Origin of the sequence: Spirillospora sp. CA-294931 (genome assembly GCF_050946795.1) — a bacterium.
Lineage (GTDB): Bacteria > Actinomycetota > Actinomycetes > Streptosporangiales > Streptosporangiaceae > Spirillospora.
Map to the genome: position 1 here is coordinate 2,171,423 of NZ_CP192006.1, position 16,627 is coordinate 2,188,049.

13 protein-coding genes are annotated in these 16,627 nt (G+C 72.5%); 8 read left to right on the plus strand and 5 right to left on the minus strand.

Going from position 1 to position 16,627, the window contains the following annotated elements:
- The first annotated feature begins 29 nt into the window (after window positions 1–29).
- Together ACQPY4_RS10215 and ACQPY4_RS10220 are read left to right on the plus strand one after the other, a co-directional pair.
- Complete coding sequence (locus ACQPY4_RS10215) at window positions 30–1,808, plus strand: ABC transporter ATP-binding protein (RefSeq protein ID WP_433334861.1); 1,779 nt, start codon at window positions 30–32, stop codon at window positions 1,806–1,808.
- Window positions 1,805–3,568, plus strand: a complete 1,764-nt coding sequence (locus ACQPY4_RS10220; protein ID WP_433334863.1) for an ABC transporter ATP-binding protein — start codon at window positions 1,805–1,807, stop codon at window positions 3,566–3,568. Before ACQPY4_RS10215 ends, ACQPY4_RS10220 begins: the two co-directional genes overlap by 4 nt.
- A gap of 294 nt (window positions 3,569–3,862) precedes the next feature.
- On the opposite strand, the gene ACQPY4_RS10225 is transcribed toward ACQPY4_RS10220, so the two are convergent.
- Window positions 3,863–4,924 (minus strand): serine hydrolase domain-containing protein, encoded by a 1,062-nt coding sequence (locus ACQPY4_RS10225; RefSeq protein WP_433334865.1) that lies wholly within the window; start codon window positions 4,922–4,924, stop codon window positions 3,863–3,865.
- 229 nt (window positions 4,925–5,153) lie between these two features.
- Here ACQPY4_RS10225 and ACQPY4_RS10230 point away from each other — a divergent pair, with 229 nt between their 5' ends.
- Entirely contained in the window at window positions 5,154–5,576 is a 423-nt protein-coding gene (locus tag ACQPY4_RS10230; protein ID WP_433334867.1) for a hypothetical protein, read from the plus strand.
- On the opposite strand, the gene ACQPY4_RS10235 is transcribed toward ACQPY4_RS10230, so the two are convergent.
- The 4 genes from ACQPY4_RS10235 to ACQPY4_RS10250 form a co-directional block, all read right to left on the minus strand.
- Entirely contained in the window at window positions 5,573–5,890 is a 318-nt protein-coding gene (locus tag ACQPY4_RS10235; protein WP_433334869.1) for a MerR family transcriptional regulator, read from the minus strand. The genes ACQPY4_RS10230 and ACQPY4_RS10235 overlap by 4 nt on opposite strands.
- A 67-nt stretch (window positions 5,891–5,957) precedes the next feature.
- Entirely contained in the window at window positions 5,958–6,392 is a 435-nt protein-coding gene (locus tag ACQPY4_RS10240) for an Hsp20/alpha crystallin family protein (RefSeq protein WP_433334871.1), read from the minus strand.
- A 103-nt stretch (window positions 6,393–6,495) separates the two neighbouring features.
- Window positions 6,496–8,013: a sugar ABC transporter ATP-binding protein gene (locus tag ACQPY4_RS10245; protein WP_433334873.1), complete on the minus strand. Its 1,518-nt coding sequence runs from the start codon at window positions 8,011–8,013 to the stop codon at window positions 6,496–6,498.
- A 110-nt stretch (window positions 8,014–8,123) separates the two neighbouring features.
- Window positions 8,124–8,930, minus strand: a complete 807-nt coding sequence (locus tag ACQPY4_RS10250; RefSeq protein ID WP_433334875.1) for a DeoR/GlpR family DNA-binding transcription regulator — start codon at window positions 8,928–8,930, stop codon at window positions 8,124–8,126.
- Window positions 8,931–9,185: 255 nt separating this feature from the next.
- Here ACQPY4_RS10250 and ACQPY4_RS10255 point away from each other — a divergent pair, with 255 nt between their 5' ends.
- The 5 genes from ACQPY4_RS10255 (at window position 9,186) to ACQPY4_RS10275 (ending at window position 16,596) form a co-directional block, all read left to right on the plus strand.
- A complete protein-coding gene (locus ACQPY4_RS10255; RefSeq protein ID WP_433334877.1) occupies window positions 9,186–11,822 on the plus strand; it encodes a PA14 domain-containing protein in 2,637 nt (878 codons plus the stop codon).
- Between the two features lie 77 nt (window positions 11,823–11,899).
- Window positions 11,900–12,988: an ABC transporter substrate-binding protein gene (locus ACQPY4_RS10260; protein ID WP_433334879.1), complete on the plus strand. Its 1,089-nt coding sequence runs from the start codon at window positions 11,900–11,902 to the stop codon at window positions 12,986–12,988.
- A gap of 104 nt (window positions 12,989–13,092) precedes the next feature.
- Window positions 13,093–14,622 carry a sugar ABC transporter ATP-binding protein gene (locus tag ACQPY4_RS10265; protein WP_433334881.1) on the plus strand — a complete coding sequence of 510 codons (1,530 nt, stop codon included), beginning with the start codon at window positions 13,093–13,095 and terminating at the stop codon, window positions 14,620–14,622.
- Complete coding sequence (locus ACQPY4_RS10270; protein WP_433334883.1) at window positions 14,615–15,580, plus strand: ABC transporter permease; 966 nt, start codon at window positions 14,615–14,617, stop codon at window positions 15,578–15,580. Before ACQPY4_RS10265 ends, ACQPY4_RS10270 begins: the two co-directional genes overlap by 8 nt.
- Entirely contained in the window at window positions 15,577–16,596 is a 1,020-nt protein-coding gene (locus tag ACQPY4_RS10275; protein ID WP_433334885.1) for an ABC transporter permease, read from the plus strand. The genes ACQPY4_RS10270 and ACQPY4_RS10275 overlap by 4 nt, the downstream gene beginning before the upstream one ends.
- The last annotated feature ends 31 nt before the right edge of the window (window positions 16,597–16,627 follow it).

Below are 16,627 nucleotides of genomic sequence, written 5' to 3' on the forward strand. Positions count from 1 at the left end.
GGTTAGGCATGCCTAAGGAGGCGCGAAGGATGAGCACGGCAGCAGGCACGGCGGGGGAGCCCGATGAGCCGGTGGGGCTCGCCAAACCCGGCGCTCTGGCGCGGCTGCTCGCCCCGGTCCGGACCCACCTGGTGGTCTGCGCGGTTCTGTCGACCCTGAGCGCGGCGGCGGGGATCGTGCCCTACATCGCGGTCGCCGAGATCGCCCGGGTCATGATCGAGGACCCGGCCGGGGCGGACGCGACCATCTGGACCTGGGTCGCCATCGGCTCCGCGGGCGCCGGCGTGTGGCTGGCGCTGTTCGTCCAGTCGTCGCGGATCGGGCACTTCGCGGACGCCGCGATCCTGCACGATCTGCGCGTGCGGATCGTGCGCCATCTCGGCGCGCTGCCGCTGGGCTGGTTCCGCGCCGCCGGTTCGGGCCGGGTCAAGCGGGCGATGACGGGCGACCTGGAGGAGATGCACGAGGTCATCGCGCACGCCCTGGGGCAGTTGACCGGCGCGGTCGCGGTGATGACCGTCGGGGCGGGCTATCTGCTCTTCGTGGACGTCCCCATGGCGCTGATCGCGCTGGGCGTCCTGGGCCTGATGGCGATCTTCTATCGGGTCGCGATGCGGTCCATGACGGCCCATGTCAACCGGCTGATCACCGCCGAGGCGCGGATCAGCGCGGCCGGCGTCGAGTACGCCGACGGGATCCAAGTGGTCAAGACCTTCGGCACCGGGGGACGCGTCCTGCGCCGCTTCGACGACGCCGTGGACGAGCACACGCGGGCGTTCGCGGCCTGGGTCGCGGAGGTCCGCTACAGCTCGGCGGCGTCGCGGCTGTTCGGCTCGGAGATGGCCGTCCTCGCGGTCGTCACGGGCGCCGGGACGGTCCTGGTCCACCGCGGGTCGCTCGGCGTCGCGGACCTGGTGGCCTTCCTGGTCGTCGCGGTCGGGCTGCCCAACTCGATCCTCCCGGCCGTGTCCGCGTCCCAGGGGGTGCGCAAGGGCCGGATGGGCGCGGCCAACATCGAGCGGCTGCTGGCGCGCCCGCCGCTGCCGGAACCGGAACGTCCCCAGAAGCCGGGGGGCCACGGTGTCGAGTTCGACCGCGTCTCCTTCTCCTACGACGGCGTGATGAACGCGGTCGAGGAGATCAGCGCGATCTGCCCGGCGGGCCGGGTGACCGCCGTCGTGGGGCCGTCGGGCGCGGGCAAGACGACGCTCGCGAGCCTGCTGCCGCGCTTCTACGACGTGACGTCCGGGACGATCCGCGTCGGCGGCGTCGACGTCCGCTCGATCGCGTCGGCCGAGCTGCTGGCGTCGATGTCGCTGGTGTTCCAGGACGTCGCGCTGCTGCGCGACAGCGTGACCGAGAACATCCGCATCGGCCGTCCCGGCGCGAGCGACGCGGAGGTCCGCCGGGCGGCGGCCGCCGCGAACATCCACGACGTGATCGAGCGCCTGCCCGGCGGGTACGACACGCTGCTCGACGCGAGCGGCGGCGGGCTGTCCGGCGGTGAGCGCCAGCGGCTGACGATCGCGCGGGCGATCCTGTCCGGCGCGCCGATCGTCGTCCTGGACGAGGCGACCGCCGCGCTGGACGCCGACAGCGAGGCGGCCGTCCAGGACGCGCTGGCCACCCTGGCCGCCGGCAAGACGGTGATCGTGATCGCCCACCGGCTGCACACGATCGCCGGGGCCGACCAGATCCTCGTGCTCGACCGCGGCCGGCTCGCCGAGCGGGGCCGCCATGACGAACTGCTCGCGCGCCACGGGCTGTACGCCCGGATGTGGGCCGCGCAGGAAGGGGTGCCCGCGTGATCCGCCGGCTGTACCGACTGTTCCCCGAGCCCCGGCTCCTGGCCCGCCTGTGGCTGCTCACGGCTGGCCAGGCCGTCCTGCAGGGTCTGCTGCTCGCCCTGCTGGTCCCCGTCCTGGACGCCGTCGTGCGCCCCGAACCCGACATCGACGCGGCCAAGCCCTGGCTCCTGCTCGGCGCGGTCGGCGCGGCCGTCTACGCGGTGCTGTCCATCGTGGCCACCCCGGTCGGCTTCGCGGCGGCGGGCGCCCTCGCGGCGCAGCTGCGGCGGCGGCTGATGCGCCATGTGAGCACGCTGCCGCTGGGGTGGTTCACCGCCGAGCACAAGGCGCGGCTGGCCCGGGGCGTGACCGCGGACGTGGGCGACGCCGCCCACCTGTCGGTGACGGTCGCCGGACCCGCGATCACCGCCACGCTGCTGCCCGCGACCGTCGTCGCCGTGACGTTCGCGGTCGACTGGCGGATGGCGCTGCTCCTGTGCCTGATCGCGCTGGCCGCCTTCGTGGCGCTGCGGCGCGCCGCGCGGATCGCGGAGATCGCCGAGATCGAGCTGGAGCGGGCGGCGGTCGGCGTCGCGGGCCGCGCGATCGAGCTCGGCCAGGCCCAGCCCGTCCTGCGCGCCGCGGGCCACGCCCAGGGCACGCCCCGGATGCACGCCGCGCTGGTGGACCACCGCGAGACCTACCGGGACGGCATGCGCCGCGCGCGGCGCCCGTTCTTCGTCTACACCGGCGTCATCATGGCCGGGTTCGTCGCCGTGCTGACGCTGGCCGCCGAGCTCGTGCTCAGCGAGCGGGTCGCGATCGCCGAGGCGATCGCGCTGCTGGTGCTGGCGGCCCGCTTCCTGGAGCCGCTCGGCCACCTCATCGACCTCATCGGGGCGCTGCGCGCGCTGACGAACAAGATCGCCCGGATCGAGGGGCTGCTGGCCACCCCCGCGCTGCCGGCCCCGGAGAACCCGGTGCGCGCGATCGCCGAGGCCGAGGTCGAGTTCTCGCACGTCGACTTCACCTACCCGGGCGGCGACAACCCCGCGCTGCGCGATGTGTCGCTGCGCTGCCCGCCGGGCACCACCACCGCGCTGGTCGGGCCGTCCGGCTCCGGCAAGACGACGGTGACCCGGCTCATCGCCCGGTTCTTCGACATCGACGCGGGCCACGTGCGCGTCGGCGGCGTCGACGTCCGCGATCTCGACGCGAGCGTCCTGCTCGACGAGATCGCCATCGTCTTCCAGGACGTCTACCTGTTCGACGACACCATCGAGAACAACCTGCGCCTCGCGCGTCCGGACGCGACCTGGGACGAGCTCGCGGAGGCGGCCGCCGCCGCGCGGCTCGACGAGGTGATCGAGCGCCTTCCCGATGGCTGGGACACCCGGGTAGGCGAGGCCGGCGCCCAATTGTCGGGCGGCGAACGCCAGCGCGTCGCCATCGCGCGGGCGATGCTCAAGCGGGCCCGCATCGTGCTCGTCGACGAGGCCAGCTCCGCACTCGACCCCGAGAACGAGGCCGCGATCACCCAGGCCATCGCCAACCTCGGCGACGACCCGGGCCGCACGGTGATCGTGATCGCACACCGTCCCGCCACCCTGGCGGCGGCCGACCACGTGGTCTCCCTGGACGCCGGGCAGGTCGCCGAGACGGGCACCCCCGCCGAGCTCCTGCGCACCGACGGGATCTTCGCCCGCCTCAGCCACCAATACGACAAGGCCCGCCACTGGCGCATCGCTACCACGCCGAGTCATTCGCCCACATCCAGCTGACCTCTGCGCCGCCCAAATCTCCCACCGCCTCGGCCAGATCCGCCAGACCGCGGACGGTGGCCACCTCCGAAAAGGCGTGTGGCCTGCCGGACGTCCCGCAGGACGGCCGCGCTGGCCCTCGGCGTGGCCGGGCTGGCCCTGGCCTGCTCGGCGCCCCCGCCCACGACGGCCCGGATGAGCGGCGTCTCGGACGCGCCGAGGGGCGGCGCCGGGGACCCACTCTTCGGCCCCCAACACCACGTCCTGTTCGTCCGGTGCGCGCCTGCCTCTGGACGTCGCGATCGCCCAGCCCCTCTACTTCGGGCAGAACACCGCCTCGGCCGCCCGGTTGAGGGCCGCCTGGACGGCCGGGTCGGCGTTGTGGACGCGCAGCGTGGCGGAGACGGCGAACTGGCTGCGACCGTCGGCCGTCGTGAAGGTCACGGCGTTGTAGCCGGGTGCGCTGCCCGCGACGGCGCGGAGCTGGGGCGTGCCCCCGCACAGGCGGCCGGAGGGCGGCGGCGCGCCCTCCGGCGGGTCGGTGATCACCCGTTGCGGTTCCGCGGGCAGCAGCTTGTTCTGGGCGAACGCGCGTTGGAAAGCGCTGACATCGCGCGCGGTGGAGACCACACCTCCCGCGGCCCACCCGTAGCTCGCGTTGAGCCGGTCCATGTCGTGGAGCCTGCCTTGGGGATCGGGGTAGTAGCCGTGCCCGTGCGGGCCCCGGATGCCCTCCGGGGGCTTGGACGTCAGATAACTGCGGCTCATCCCGGCCGGGACGAAGATCCGGCGCATGAGCTCGGTGGCAAGGGAGTTTCCGGTCTCCCTCTCGATGATCATCCCGAGCAGAAAGTAATTGGTGTTGGAGTAGGAGAACCTCTCGCCCGGATTCCCGGTCGGCGGCAGGCGGCGCGACATCTTCACCAGATCCACCGGACGATAACGCGTCGTCATATCGAACGAATCGGGAAGCCGGGTCGCGAAGAAGTCGGGTATCCCCGAGGTGTGCCTGATCAGCTGCCGGACGGTGATCTCCTCGGCCCGCTCCACGAGGTCGCGCTCGGCCACCACCGGGAGCACGTCGGCCAGGGTGTCGTCCAGACCGAGCCGCCCCTCCTCGACCAGTTGCAGGAGCACGGTGGCCGTCATCTGCTTGGTCTGGGACCCCACCCGATACCGGGCGCTCGACGGGATGTGCCCGCCCTCGCCGTCGAGCAGCCGAGTCCCCGCCGACCCGCGCCCGACCCGCTCACCGTCCACATAGAGTTCCCCGATGGCGCCCACCACCTCGGGCGAATTCGCGAGGGCATCCATCGCCCGCTGAACATCGCCGCCCCGCTCTGACTCGACGGCATCGGCGGAGGTGGCACCGCTCACGGCGAACATCGCACACACCAGGCTGGCCGCACCGGCTTTCGTCGCACGATTCACAACAAGAATCCTTCCCTGGGGCACAGCGAATCTCCGAAGAATCCCTTTGTAGACCTGCGGATATAACCCCAGCGTTCCCTCGTCGGTCCAGACCGGGGAACCTCAGGGGCCGGGACGTCATCTAATGCGCCGTGAACACCGAGCACGAGGACACGGGGAACGGGAAGAGCACAGGATGACCAGAGGGAAGTGGATCATTGTCGCCGTCTGCTACACCGTTGCGGCCGCCGGCTTCGGCGGGGTCGGTGTCGCGACCACCTACACCATGCTCTGGGGGGAGCGCACCACCGCCTACGTGAACGAATGTCACCTGGAGCGGACCCAGAAGAACAAGACCAACTATCGCGAGGTGTGCAACGCCACGTGGCAGACCAAGGCCGGTGAGCAGAAGGACAGCACGATCGAGGGAGTCGGCCCGGCGGATGTCCACAAGCACGTGAAGGTGCGGCTCGGCCCGGCCGGGGACGCCTATGCCGGGTCGTACTCCGACCACGGGATCGTCTATGCCCCCTTCATTCTGGCCGTCCCGCCCGTCATCGCCGGAGTCGTGTGGTGGCGGCGCAGGGGGCGCGTGGAAAAGGTCGAGCCCCTGGTCTAGTCGTGTTCGAGTTCGGCCAGGCGGGCGGCGAGTTCGTTGCGTTCCCGGGTGAGCCGGGCCAGTTCGTGTTCCAGTTCGATGATCCGGCGGATGGCCGGGAGGGTCATGCCCTCGCCCATCATGGTGACCACCTGCCGCACCCGGCCGATCTCTTGGCGGCTGTAGCGGCGCTGGCCGCCGGGGGAGCGCCGGGGCGACACCACTCGCTGGTCGTCGATCCGGCGCAGGAACGCCTGCCGCACGTCCAGCAGGTCGGCGACCTGGCCGACGGTGTACAGCGGCGCGTGCTCGTCATCCAGCCACGACGTCCCCACGGTCTCCTCTTTCGCCGCCAGGGCCCCGGCCGGTGCGCGGCGCGCCGGCCGGGGACCGCTGTGCCGGTCAGGCCTTGATGGACTTCCGCTCGCTGCGCTGGATCTCGACCTTGCGCGGCCTGGCCCGCTCAAGGACCGGGATGCGCACCGCCAGCACCCCGTTGTCGTAGGCGGCCTCGATCGCCTCGGTGTCCAGGTGCTCGGAGAGGTAGACGCGGCGGGTGAAGGCGCCCATCGCGCGTTCGCGGACGAACAGCCGGTCGTTCTCGCCGTACTCCTCCTCGCGCCGGGCGGTGACGCTCAGCACGCCGCGGTCGACGGTCACCTCGATCGAGTTCGGGTCGATGCCGGGCACGTCGAACCGCAGTACCACGTCGTCGTCGCGCCGCAGCCCGTCCATCGGCATCGTGATGCCGCCGTCCTGGTTCAGCGCCCGCCGGGCGAACCGGTCGAACTGCCGCTCGAACTCCTGCACGAACGGGTCGATCGACGTCAGCAACATCGTGCTTCACCTCCGAAGATCCCCGGGAGCCGACCGGCTCCCGGAACCAGTCCTCACAAGAGGAAACCTCTCACTTCATTTGTAGCTTCCTTGCGACTTCGCGTCAAACCCCCGGTCCGGGGGCCGAGGTCATGGCGGACATGATGGCCGCCTCGGTGACGGCCGGGCCGGTCAGTTCGGCGGTGATGACGCCCTCGCGCATGACGACGACGCGGTCGGAGCCCGCGACCAGTTCGCGCGGGTCGGAGGAGATGAGCAGGACGGCGAGCCCGTCGACGGCCAGCTCGTCCAGGAGGTCCTGGAGCTCGGCCTTGGCGCCGACGTCCACGCCGCGCGTCGGCTCGTCCAGCAGCAGGACCTTGGGGTGCATGGCCAGCCAGCGGGCCAGCAGGACCTTCTGCTGGTTGCCGCCCGACAGCTCGCCGACCTTCTGGTGCGGCGAGGTGGCGGTGATGTGCAGGCGGGCCATGAACGTGGCGACGACGCGGTCGATGCGGGCGGCGGAGACGATGCCGAAGCGCGACAGGCGGGGGAGCGCCGCCAGCGCGATGTTCTCGCGGATGGACAGGGACGGGATCAGTCCCTCGGTCGCGCGGTTCTCGGGCAGGAGGCTGACCCCGGCGCGGATGGCGCCGGTGATGGAGCGCTTGTGCAGCGGGGCGCCGGCGATGGTCACCTCGCCCGCGTCCAGCGGCAGCGCGCCCGCGATGGCCTTGGCGGTCTCGCTGCGGCCGGCCCCGATCAGGCCGCCGAGACCGAGGACCTCGCCCCGGTGCAGCGCGATCGACACGTCGGAGAGGGCGTGCTTGCGGGTCAGCCCGGTCGCCTGGAGGTAGGGCGGGTCGGTCGGCGGCGGGTCCGAGGACGCGCCGGGCTCGGCCTCGGGGGGCCGGTGGGCGCGGCCCAGCATGAGCGAGACCAGGGCGAGGCGGTCGAGCCGTGCAAGCTCACCCGTATGGACGACCCTGCCCGCGCGCAGGACGGTGACGCGGTCGCAGATCGCGTACAGCTCCTCCAGACGGTGGCTGACGTAGACCACGGACCGGCCCTCGTCGCGCATGGCGGCGATGGCGCGGAACAGCGTGGCGGCCTCGTCCGGCTCCAGTGACGCGGCGGGCTCGTCCAGGACGATCACCCGGGCGCCCGTGGCGCGGGCGCGAGCCAGCGCGACGAGCCCCCGGGTGCCGGTGGGCTGCTCGCCGAGCGGACGGCGCACGTCGGCGGTCACGCCGTACGGGGCGAGCTCCTCGCGCGCGCGGGCGTGCATCCGGGCGAAGTCGATCAGGCCGAGCCGGGTGCGGGGCTCGCGGCCGAGGAACAGGTTGCGGGCGACGCTCATCAGCGGCAGCAGCGCGGCGTCCTGCGGGACGGCGCCGATCCCGGCGCGCCGGGCGTCGCGCGGTCCGGTGAAGCGCACCGGCTCGCCCGCGACGCGCACCTGGCCCGCGTCGGGACGCAGCGTCCCGGTGAGCACCTTCAGCAGCGTCGACTTGCCCGCGCCGTTCTCTCCGGCGAGCGCGTGCACTTCCCCGGGGAGGAGGGTGAGGGAGACATGGTCCAGCGCCACGACGCCGGGGAACCTCTTGAGGATCCCGGCGGCCTCGAGGATGGTTTCCGCCACGTTCCCTCCCGGGCCTCGGCTGCACCGATCGTGACCCCGTCACGAAACAATGCCATAACGATCCGGGACGCGTTCGGTCACAGTCGATCGCAAACGGTCGAGGGCGACCTTCAGAGGCGGGCGACGTGCAGGCGGACGCCCTGGGCGCTCAGCTCGTCCAGCTCCTCCTGTGGCGCGCGCTCGTCGGTGACCAGGTGGTCGATCCGGTCGGCGGGGACGGTCCGCACCATCGTGTCCACCCCGATCTTGGTGTGGTCGGCGAGCACGACGACCTCCTCGGCGGCCTCCGCCAGCGCGCGGTCGGTGCTGGCCACCTGGGCGTTCGGCGTCGACAGCCCGCGCTCGGCGGTCAGCCCGTTGCCGGAGATGAACGCGCGGTGGACGCGCAGCCCCGCCAGCGCCCGCTCGGCCTCGCTGCCGACCAGGGCCTCGATGGGGCCGCGCAGCGAGCCGCCGGTCACCATGACCTCCAGCCGGGGCGCCCCGGCCAGCGCGTGCGCCACCAGCAGCGAGTTGGTGACCACGGCCAGCTCGGTGCGGCCGGTCAGCCGCTGGGCCAGCGCCAGCGTGGTGGTGCCGGGCCCGATCACGATCGCGTCGCCGTCCTCCACCAGCGCCTCGGCCAGCGCGGCGATGGCGGCCTTCTCAGCGGAGGCGACCTGCGCCTTCTGCAGGTAGGTGGGCTCGCGGGACAGCTCGCCGGGCAGCGAGGCGCCGCCGTGGTGGCGGTTGAGCAGCCCGTCGGCTTCCAGCGCGCGCACGTCCCGCCGGACGGTGACCTCGGAGGACTGCACCGCCGCGGCGAGCTGGCGCAGCGACAGCGTGCCGTTGGCCCGGACCAGCTCCAGGATGCGCTTGCGGCGTTCCGCCGCGAACACCGGCTTGCGCACGTCCGCGGGTCCCTGGTTCTCGCTCACTGTGGCCCCGGCTCCGACTTCGACTCGGCGAAAGCATTCGAACGAATCCGATCGTAGTCAGTCGGACGGTCAGGACGGGAACGGGCCGCGCTGTCGACCGCTACATGTCAACTTGGGACCGTTTCTGATCGAGATGGACCGTTATCCCTTGACGAGTGCGATCGTTCAGTGCTTGGTTGGGATCGGCCAAGGGTTCATATCTGTCCATTTCGATCGTTTCCGAGGTCCACCACCCCCCGCAGAGGATCCCCTGGGATGAACGCTCACTGGTCCCGTCCCCACGGCAGACCCCGCCCCCTTCTCGCGCTCGCCCTGCTCGCCGCGCTGCTCCTGCAGATGACCGCGGCGATCCCCGCGTCCGCCTCCGCGCCGGAGGCCGCCGCGTCCCGTCCGGGCCTGCGCGCCGACTACTACGTCAGCTCCGGCCCCGGCGCCTTCGACTTCCACGAGCTCAGGTCGACCGTGGTCGACCCCGCCATCGACCTGCCCGACCTGGAGGGCAGCCTCCGCGAGCTGACCGGGCGCAACGACAACGTCTCGGTGCGCTGGACGGGGAAGATCCGCCCCGCCGGGTCCGAGCCATACACCTTCTCCATGATCGGCGACAACGGCTTCCGGCTCTGGGTGGACGACCGTCTGGTCATCGACAACTGGACCGACACCTGGGACCAGGAGAAGACCGGCGAGCCGATCGCGCTCCAGGCCGGCACCGACCATGCCATCAAGATCGAGTACTTCGAGCATGTCGGCGGCTCGAACCTGCGGCTGCGCTGGCAGAGCCCGTCCCAGCCCAAGCAGATCGTGCCCGCCGCCGCCTTCACGCTCCCGGACGGCTTCGACCCGCCGGGCCCGGACGCGGCGGCCGTCGAGAAGCCCGGCGACGCGGTGACCCTCGGCTTCGCCACGCCCCTCGCCGCCCCGCCCGCCCAGGCCCGCGAGCACCTCAGGCTGACCGTCGGCGGCACCGCCTGGCCGATCGAGAAGCTGACGCACGACGCCGCCGCCCCGGGACGGCTCGTCCTGCGTCCCGCCCACGCGATCCCCAAGCAGGCCGGTGACACCGTGCGCGTCTCCTACGACGGCGCGGGCGGGCTCACCACCGCGGACGGCGCCGCCGTGGAGGCGTTCAAGCACGTCCTGGCCAGGAACCTGTCCACCTACACCATCAAGACCCGGTGGGCCAAGGAGATGAACCCGCGCGACCCGCTGCCCGAGTACCCGCGCCCGCAGCTCACCCGCGAGCGGTGGCGCAGCCTGAACGGGACGTGGCAGTTCGCCACCGCCAAGGCCGGTGAGGCGCCGCCGGTCGGCCGCGACCTCGGCGAGCGCATCGTGGTGCCGTTCCCCGCCGAGTCCGCGCTGTCGGGCATCGAACGCGAGGTGGACCGCATGTGGTACCGCCGCGCGTTCACCGTCCCCGCCTCGTGGCGGGTCGGCGCCGGACGCGCCGGGCAGCGGCTCGTCCTGCACCTGGACGCGGTCGACTGGGAGTCCGCCGTGTTCGTCAACGGCCGCCGCCTCGCCGTGCACCGGGGCGGCTACGACCGCTTCAGCGTGGACGTGACCGACGCCCTCAAGCGGGGCGGCGCGCAGGAGCTCATCGTCGGCGTGTACGACCCCACCGACCTGGACGGCCAGGCCGTCGGCAAGCAGCGCGAGACGCCCGGCGGCATCTTCTACACCCCCGCGTCCGGCATCTGGCGGTCGGTGTGGATGGAGCCCGTCGCGCCCGCGCACATCGCCTCGCTGCGCAGCACGCCCGACGTCGCGGACGAGGCGCTGCGCGTGACCGTCCGGGCGAAGGGCACCGAAGGCGGCGCCCGTGCCGTCGTCACCGCCCGCGACCGCGGCCGCGTCGTCGGCCGCGCCACCGGGACGCCCGGCACCGAGCTCCGGGTGCCGGTGCCGAAACCGAAGCTCTGGACGCCCGACCGTCCCTTCCTCTACGACCTCGACGTCGTCCTGGTCGACCGGCGCGGCCGCGTCACCGACCGGACGGGCGCGTACTTCGGCATGCGCGGCATCGAGATGAAGAAGGCCGGGGGAGTCAACCGGCTGCTGCTCAACGGCAAGCCCGTCTTCCACATGGGGCCGCTGGACCAGGGGTACTGGCCCGACGGCATCTACACGGCGCCGACCGACTCGGCGCTGCGCTACGACCTCGACCAGACCAAGCGGCTCGGCTTCAACACCGTCCGCAAGCACGTGAAGGTCGAGTCGGACCGCTGGTACACCCATGCCGACCGGCTGGGGCTGCTGGTGTGGCAGGACATGCCGTCGATGTTCGGCGTCCCGGACGCCGCCGAGCGCACCCAGTACGAGGGCGAGCTGCGCACCATGCTGGACCAGCGGCACAACAACCCGTCCATCGTGATGTGGGTCCCGTTCAACGAGGGCTGGGGGCAGTACGACCAGGCCCGGATCGCCGATCTCGTCAAGCGCTGGGACCCGTCCCGGCTGGTGAACAACATGAGCGGGATCAACTGCTGCGGCGCCGTCGACGGCGGCAACGGCGACGTCATGGACTTCCACATCTACCCGGGCCCCGGCTCCCCGGGGGCACCGTCCGCCACCCGGGCCTCGGTCCTGGGCGAGTATGGCGGGCTCGGGCTGCCGGTCATCGGGCACACCTGGTCCGGCGGCGGCTGGGGCTACGCGGTCGAACCCGACCCCGAGGCGCTCACCCGGCGGTACGTCGACATGAACGAGCAGCTGCGGCGGCTGCGCACCTGCACCGGCCTCAGCGCGGCGATCTACACCCAGACCACCGACGTCGAGACCGAGCTGAACGGGCTGATCACCTATGACCGCGCGGTGGTGAAGCCGGACGTCGAGCGGATCCGGGACGCCAACCGGGCCGTGATCGACGAGACCCCCGTCAGCTGCGGCTGACCCGACCTGGCGGGAGGGGCGAGCGGTTCCTCCGCCGCCCGCCCCTCCCGCCCTCCCCGAACGCAAGGAGCCCCCCGATGATCAAGCAATCCGGCCGTCCCCGCACCCTGACCCTGGCCGCCGCCGCGGTCGCCGCCGCCCTGGCCGTGAGCGGCTGCGCCAAGTCCGAGGACGACGGCGACTCCGGCGCCGACGCCGGCACGCGGGCCCAGCAGCAGGTCGCCCCGTCGGCGACCGGCACGGCCGGGGCCACCTGCACGCTCAAGCAGTTCGGCGGCACCCCGTTCGACCTGAAGACCTCGGTCGTCGGGTTCTCGCAGTCGGAGAAGGAGGCCAACCCGTTCCGGATCGCCGAGACCAAGTCGATCAAGGACGAGGCGGCCCGGCTCGGCGTGACCAAGCTGCGCGTCACCAACGCCCAGTCGCAGTTCTCCAAGCAGATCGCCGACGTCCAGCAGCTCATCGCCCAGGGCGCGAAGCTGCTGGTGATCGCGCCGCTCAACTCCGACGGCTGGGAGCCGGTGCTGCGCCAGGCCGCCGCCAAGAAGATCCCGATCATCACCGTGGACCGGAAGATCAACGCCAGGGCGTGCAGCGACTACCTCACCTTCATCGGCTCGGACTTCTACCAGCAGGGCCGCCGCGCCGCCGACCAGATGATCAAGGTGCTGGGCGGAAAGGGGAAGGTCGCGATCCTGCTCGGCGCGCCCGGCAACAACGTCACCACCGACCGCACCAACGGGTTCAAGGACCGGATCAAGGAGAAGGCGCCGGGCATCCGGATCTCCTTCGAGCAGACCGCCGAGTTCACCCGCGAGAAGGGCCAGCAGGTCACCGAGCAGCTCGTCCAGTCCAACCCCGACATCAACGGCGTCTACGCCGAGAACGACGAGATGGCGCTGGGCGCGGTGACCGGTCTGAAGGGCGCGGGCAAGAAGCCCGGCGAGATCAAGATCGTGTCCATCGACGGCACCCGGGGCGCGGTGCGCTCCATCGTGGACGGCTGGCTCCAGGCGGTGGTCGAGTCGAACCCGAGGTTCGGCCCGCTGGCGTTCTCCACCGCGCAGGGCTTCCTGGACGGCAAGCCCATCGCCGAGAAGGTCATCATCACCGACCGCGAGTACACCACGGACAACGCCAAGGGCTCGCTGGGCCAGGCCTACTGATGGCGCCGGACGACAGCGGGCCGCACCAGGGTGGGGGTGCGACCCCCCACGCCCCCGGCCTGGCCCCTTCCACTCCGCTGCGCTCCGCTCCAGGGGCCGGGCCGGTGCTCGAGGCCGACGGCGTGTCCAAGCGGTTCCCCGGCGTGCTGGCGCTGGACGAGGTCGCGTTCACGCTGCTCCCCGGCGAGGTGCACGCCCTGGTCGGGGAGAACGGCGCCGGCAAGTCCACCCTCATCAAGGTGTTCACCGGCGCCCACCGTCCCGACGGCGGCCGGGTGCTGCTGGACGGCCGTCCGGCCGCGTTCGGCTCCCCGCTGGAGGCCAGGCGCGCCGGTGTCTCGGCCATCTACCAGGAGGTCGGGCTCGTCCCGGAGATGAGCGTGGCCCGCAACCTGCTGCTGGGCCGCGAGCCGCGCACCCGGCTCGGCGTGATCGACCTGGCGAGGCTGAACGCCGCGGCCGAGCGGGAGCTGGCCGGGCTCGGCGTCCGCGCCGACGTGCGGCGGCCGCTGCGCTCGCTCGGCCTCGGCACCCAGCAGATGGTGGCGCTGGCCCGCGCGGTGGCGGTCGACGCCCGCGCGGTCATCATGGACGAGCCGACGTCCTCGCTGGAGCCGCGCGAGGTGGAGACGCTGTTCGGGGTCGTCCGGGCCCTGCGCGACCGCGGCATCTCCACCATCTACGTCAGCCACCGCCTCGACGAGCTCTACCGGCTGTGCGACCGCGTCACCGTGCTGCGCGACGGGCGGGTGGCGCACACCGGCCCGCTCGCCGACCTGGACCGGCTGCGGCTGATCTCGCTGATGCTCGGCCGCGACCTGGCCGAGGTCCGCTCGGACGGGGTCACCCGCTTCTCCGGCGAGAGCGCGGCGTCCGGCCCGCCCGTCGTGGAGGCCCGCGGCCTCACCCGCAGGCACGTCCTGTCCGGGGTGTCGGTGACCGTGAGGCCCGGCGAGGTCGTCGGGCTCGGCGGGCTGCTCGGCGCGGGACGCACCGAGACCGCCAAGGCGATCGTGGGCGCGCTGCCGCTGGACGGCGGCGAGGTCGTCGTGGCCGGTTCGCCGCTGCGCCGCCGCCGCACCACCGCCGCCGCGATCCGCGCCGGTGTCAGCCTGCTGCCCGAGGACCGCAAGGCCGAGGGCATCGTGCCCGCCCTGTCGGTCCGGGAGAACATCGCGCTGGCCGCGCTGCCCCGTATGGCCAGGGCGGGCGTCGTCTCCGACGCCCGCATCGACCGGCTGGTGGACGGCTTCATGCGGCGGCTGCGCATCAAGGCCTCGTCCCCGCACCAGCGCGTGGACGAGCTGTCGGGCGGCAACCAGCAGAAGGTCCTGCTGGCGCGCTGGCTCGCCATGAACCCCCGGGCGCTGCTGCTGGACGAGCCCACCCGGGGCATCGACGTCGGCGCCAAGGCCGAGGTGCAGGCGCTGATCGACGAGCTCGCCCGGGAGGAGGGCCTCGGCGTCCTGCTGATCTCCGCCGATCTGGAGGAGCTCGTCGAGGGCTCCGACCGCGTGGTCGTGCTGCGCGACGGCGCCGTGGCGGGCGAGCTCCAGGGCGCCGAGCTGACCGAGGACCGCGTCATGGCGGCCATCGCGGGCGACGACCGTACGGGAGAGGAGACCCATGGCTGAGGCCGTGGCCGGACGCCGTCCCGGTCTGGACCGGGCGCGCGCTCTGGCGTGGCTCCAGGAATACGGGGTGTACGCCTCCGTCCTGGCCCTGCTGCTGTTCAACGTGATCTTCACGCCGAACTTCGTGGACACCGGAAACTTCCGCACCCAGCTCGTGCAGGTCGCGCCGATCGTCATCGTCGCGCTCGGCATGGCCCTGGTGATCGGGACCGAGGGCATCGACCTGTCGGTGGGCTCGGTGATGGCGCTCGCGGCCTCGATGGTGGTCCTCTACCTCGGTTACGGGCCGCTGCCCGCCGTGCTGGCCGCGCTGGCCGCCGGAGCCGTCGCCGGAGCGGCCGGGGGAGCGCTGGTCGCCTACGTGGGGGTGCAGCCGATCGTGGCCACCCTCGCCCTGCTGGTCGGCGTGCGGGGCCTGGCGAACGTGCTGGTGCCGCAGCTCAAGGAGGTCCGCGACCCCGGCCTGCTGACGCTGGGCGGCGGCGCGCTGATGGGCGTCCCGTATGTGGTGCTGATCGCCGCCGCGCTCACCGCGGCGATGGCCTTCGTCGTCCGCCGCACCGTCTTCGGCCGGCAGATCGTGGCGGTCGGCGGCAACCGGACCGCCAGCGAGCTGTCGGGCCTCCCGGTGAAACGGCTGCTCATGGCCGTCTACATCATCTCCGGGACGCTGGCCGCCGGTGCCGGTGTGCTGGCCACCGCCCGGCTCCAGGCCGGCGACCCGACCTCGCTCGGCCTGTTCATGGAGCTGTCGGCCATCACCGCGGTGGTGATCGGCGGCACCCCGCTCGGCGGCGGCCGGATCCGCGTGATCGGCACGGTCATGGGCGCGCTGCTCATGCAGCTGCTCCAGGCCACCCTGATCAAGCACGACCTGCCGCAGTCCTGGGCGCAGGTCGTCCAGGCGGTCATCATCCTCGCCGCGGTGTACGCGGCCGGAAACCGAGGTGCCCGATGAGCGATCCCACCACGATCACCGTCGGCGGGGCGCGCGCTCCGGAACCGGAGACGGTGACCGCGACGCGCGGCGAGCGGCTCGGCCGGCTGCTCCAGCACCACGGCGCCGCGCTCGTCCTGCTGAGCCTGCTGGTGTTCGGGACGGTCGCGTTCGACTCGTTCGCCACCGGCGACAACCTGCGCGCCATCGCGATCTCCTCCGCCTTCCTGGCGATCATCGCGCTCGGCATGACCTTCGTGATCATCAGCGGCGGGATCGACCTGTCGGTCGGCTCGCAGTTCGTGCTCGGCGGGGTGCTGGCCGCCTACGGCTCCCGCGCCGGCCTCCTGGCGGCGCTGGCACTGCCGCTGGTGGTGTGCGGCACGATCGGGCTCCTCCAGGGCGTCCTGATCGCCCGGTTCGGGATGCCGCCGTTCATCGTGACGCTGGCCGGGCTGCTCGGCGTGCGCGGCATCATGCTGGCCGTCTCCGACGAGGGCGCCAAGACCTACCTGGTCGAGGACCGGACGTTCGCCGCGCTCGGCCAGGAGGGGCCCTTCGACCTCACCTGGCCGGTCCTGATCACGGTGGTGCTGGCGGTGCTCGGCGTCGTCCTGCTCCAGCGGACGGGCTTCGGCCAGAACGTGTTCGCGGTCGGCGGCAACGAGGACGCGGCGGGCCTCATGGGCGTCCCCGTCGCCCGGACCAAGATCCTGGTCTATCTGATGTCGGGCCTGCTGGCCGGTCTGGCGGGCGCGCTCAACGCGGCACGGCTCTCGTCCGGCGTGACGATCCTCGGCATCGGCCTGGAACTGGACGCCATCGCCGCCGTGGTCATCGGCGGCGCCCTGCTCACCGGCGGCGTCGGCGCCGTCACCGGCACCATGGCCGGCGTCCTGCTCCTCGGCGTGATCCAGAACCTCATCAACCAGGTCGGCAACCTCACCTCCGCCGTCCAGCAGGTGGTCAGCGGCGCCTTCCTGGTCGTGGTGGTCGTCGCCCAGCGCATCCTCAGCCGAACCCAGCGGCTGCCTTGACGCGGGTGCTTCCCGGACCCCAGCCCGGGAA

What these genes read in the sequence shown, in the direction of transcription:
- ACQPY4_RS10270 (WP_433334883.1), top strand. Translation starts at nt 14,615, where the DNA reads ATGGCTGAGGCCGTGGCCGGACGCCGTCCCGGTCTGGACCGGGCGCGC.
- ACQPY4_RS10275 (WP_433334885.1), top strand. Translation starts at nt 15,577, where the DNA reads ATGAGCGATCCCACCACGATCACCGTCGGCGGGGCGCGCGCTCCGGAA.
- ACQPY4_RS10260 (WP_433334879.1), top strand. Translation starts at nt 11,900, where the DNA reads ATGATCAAGCAATCCGGCCGTCCCCGCACCCTGACCCTGGCCGCCGCC.
- ACQPY4_RS10240 (WP_433334871.1), bottom strand. Translation starts at nt 6,392, where the DNA reads ATGTTGCTGACGTCGATCGACCCGTTCGTGCAGGAGTTCGAGCGGCAG.
- ACQPY4_RS10230 (WP_433334867.1), top strand. Translation starts at nt 5,154, where the DNA reads ATGACCAGAGGGAAGTGGATCATTGTCGCCGTCTGCTACACCGTTGCG.
- ACQPY4_RS10215 (WP_433334861.1), top strand. Translation starts at nt 30, where the DNA reads ATGAGCACGGCAGCAGGCACGGCGGGGGAGCCCGATGAGCCGGTGGGG.
- ACQPY4_RS10255 (WP_433334877.1), top strand. Translation starts at nt 9,186, where the DNA reads ATGAACGCTCACTGGTCCCGTCCCCACGGCAGACCCCGCCCCCTTCTC.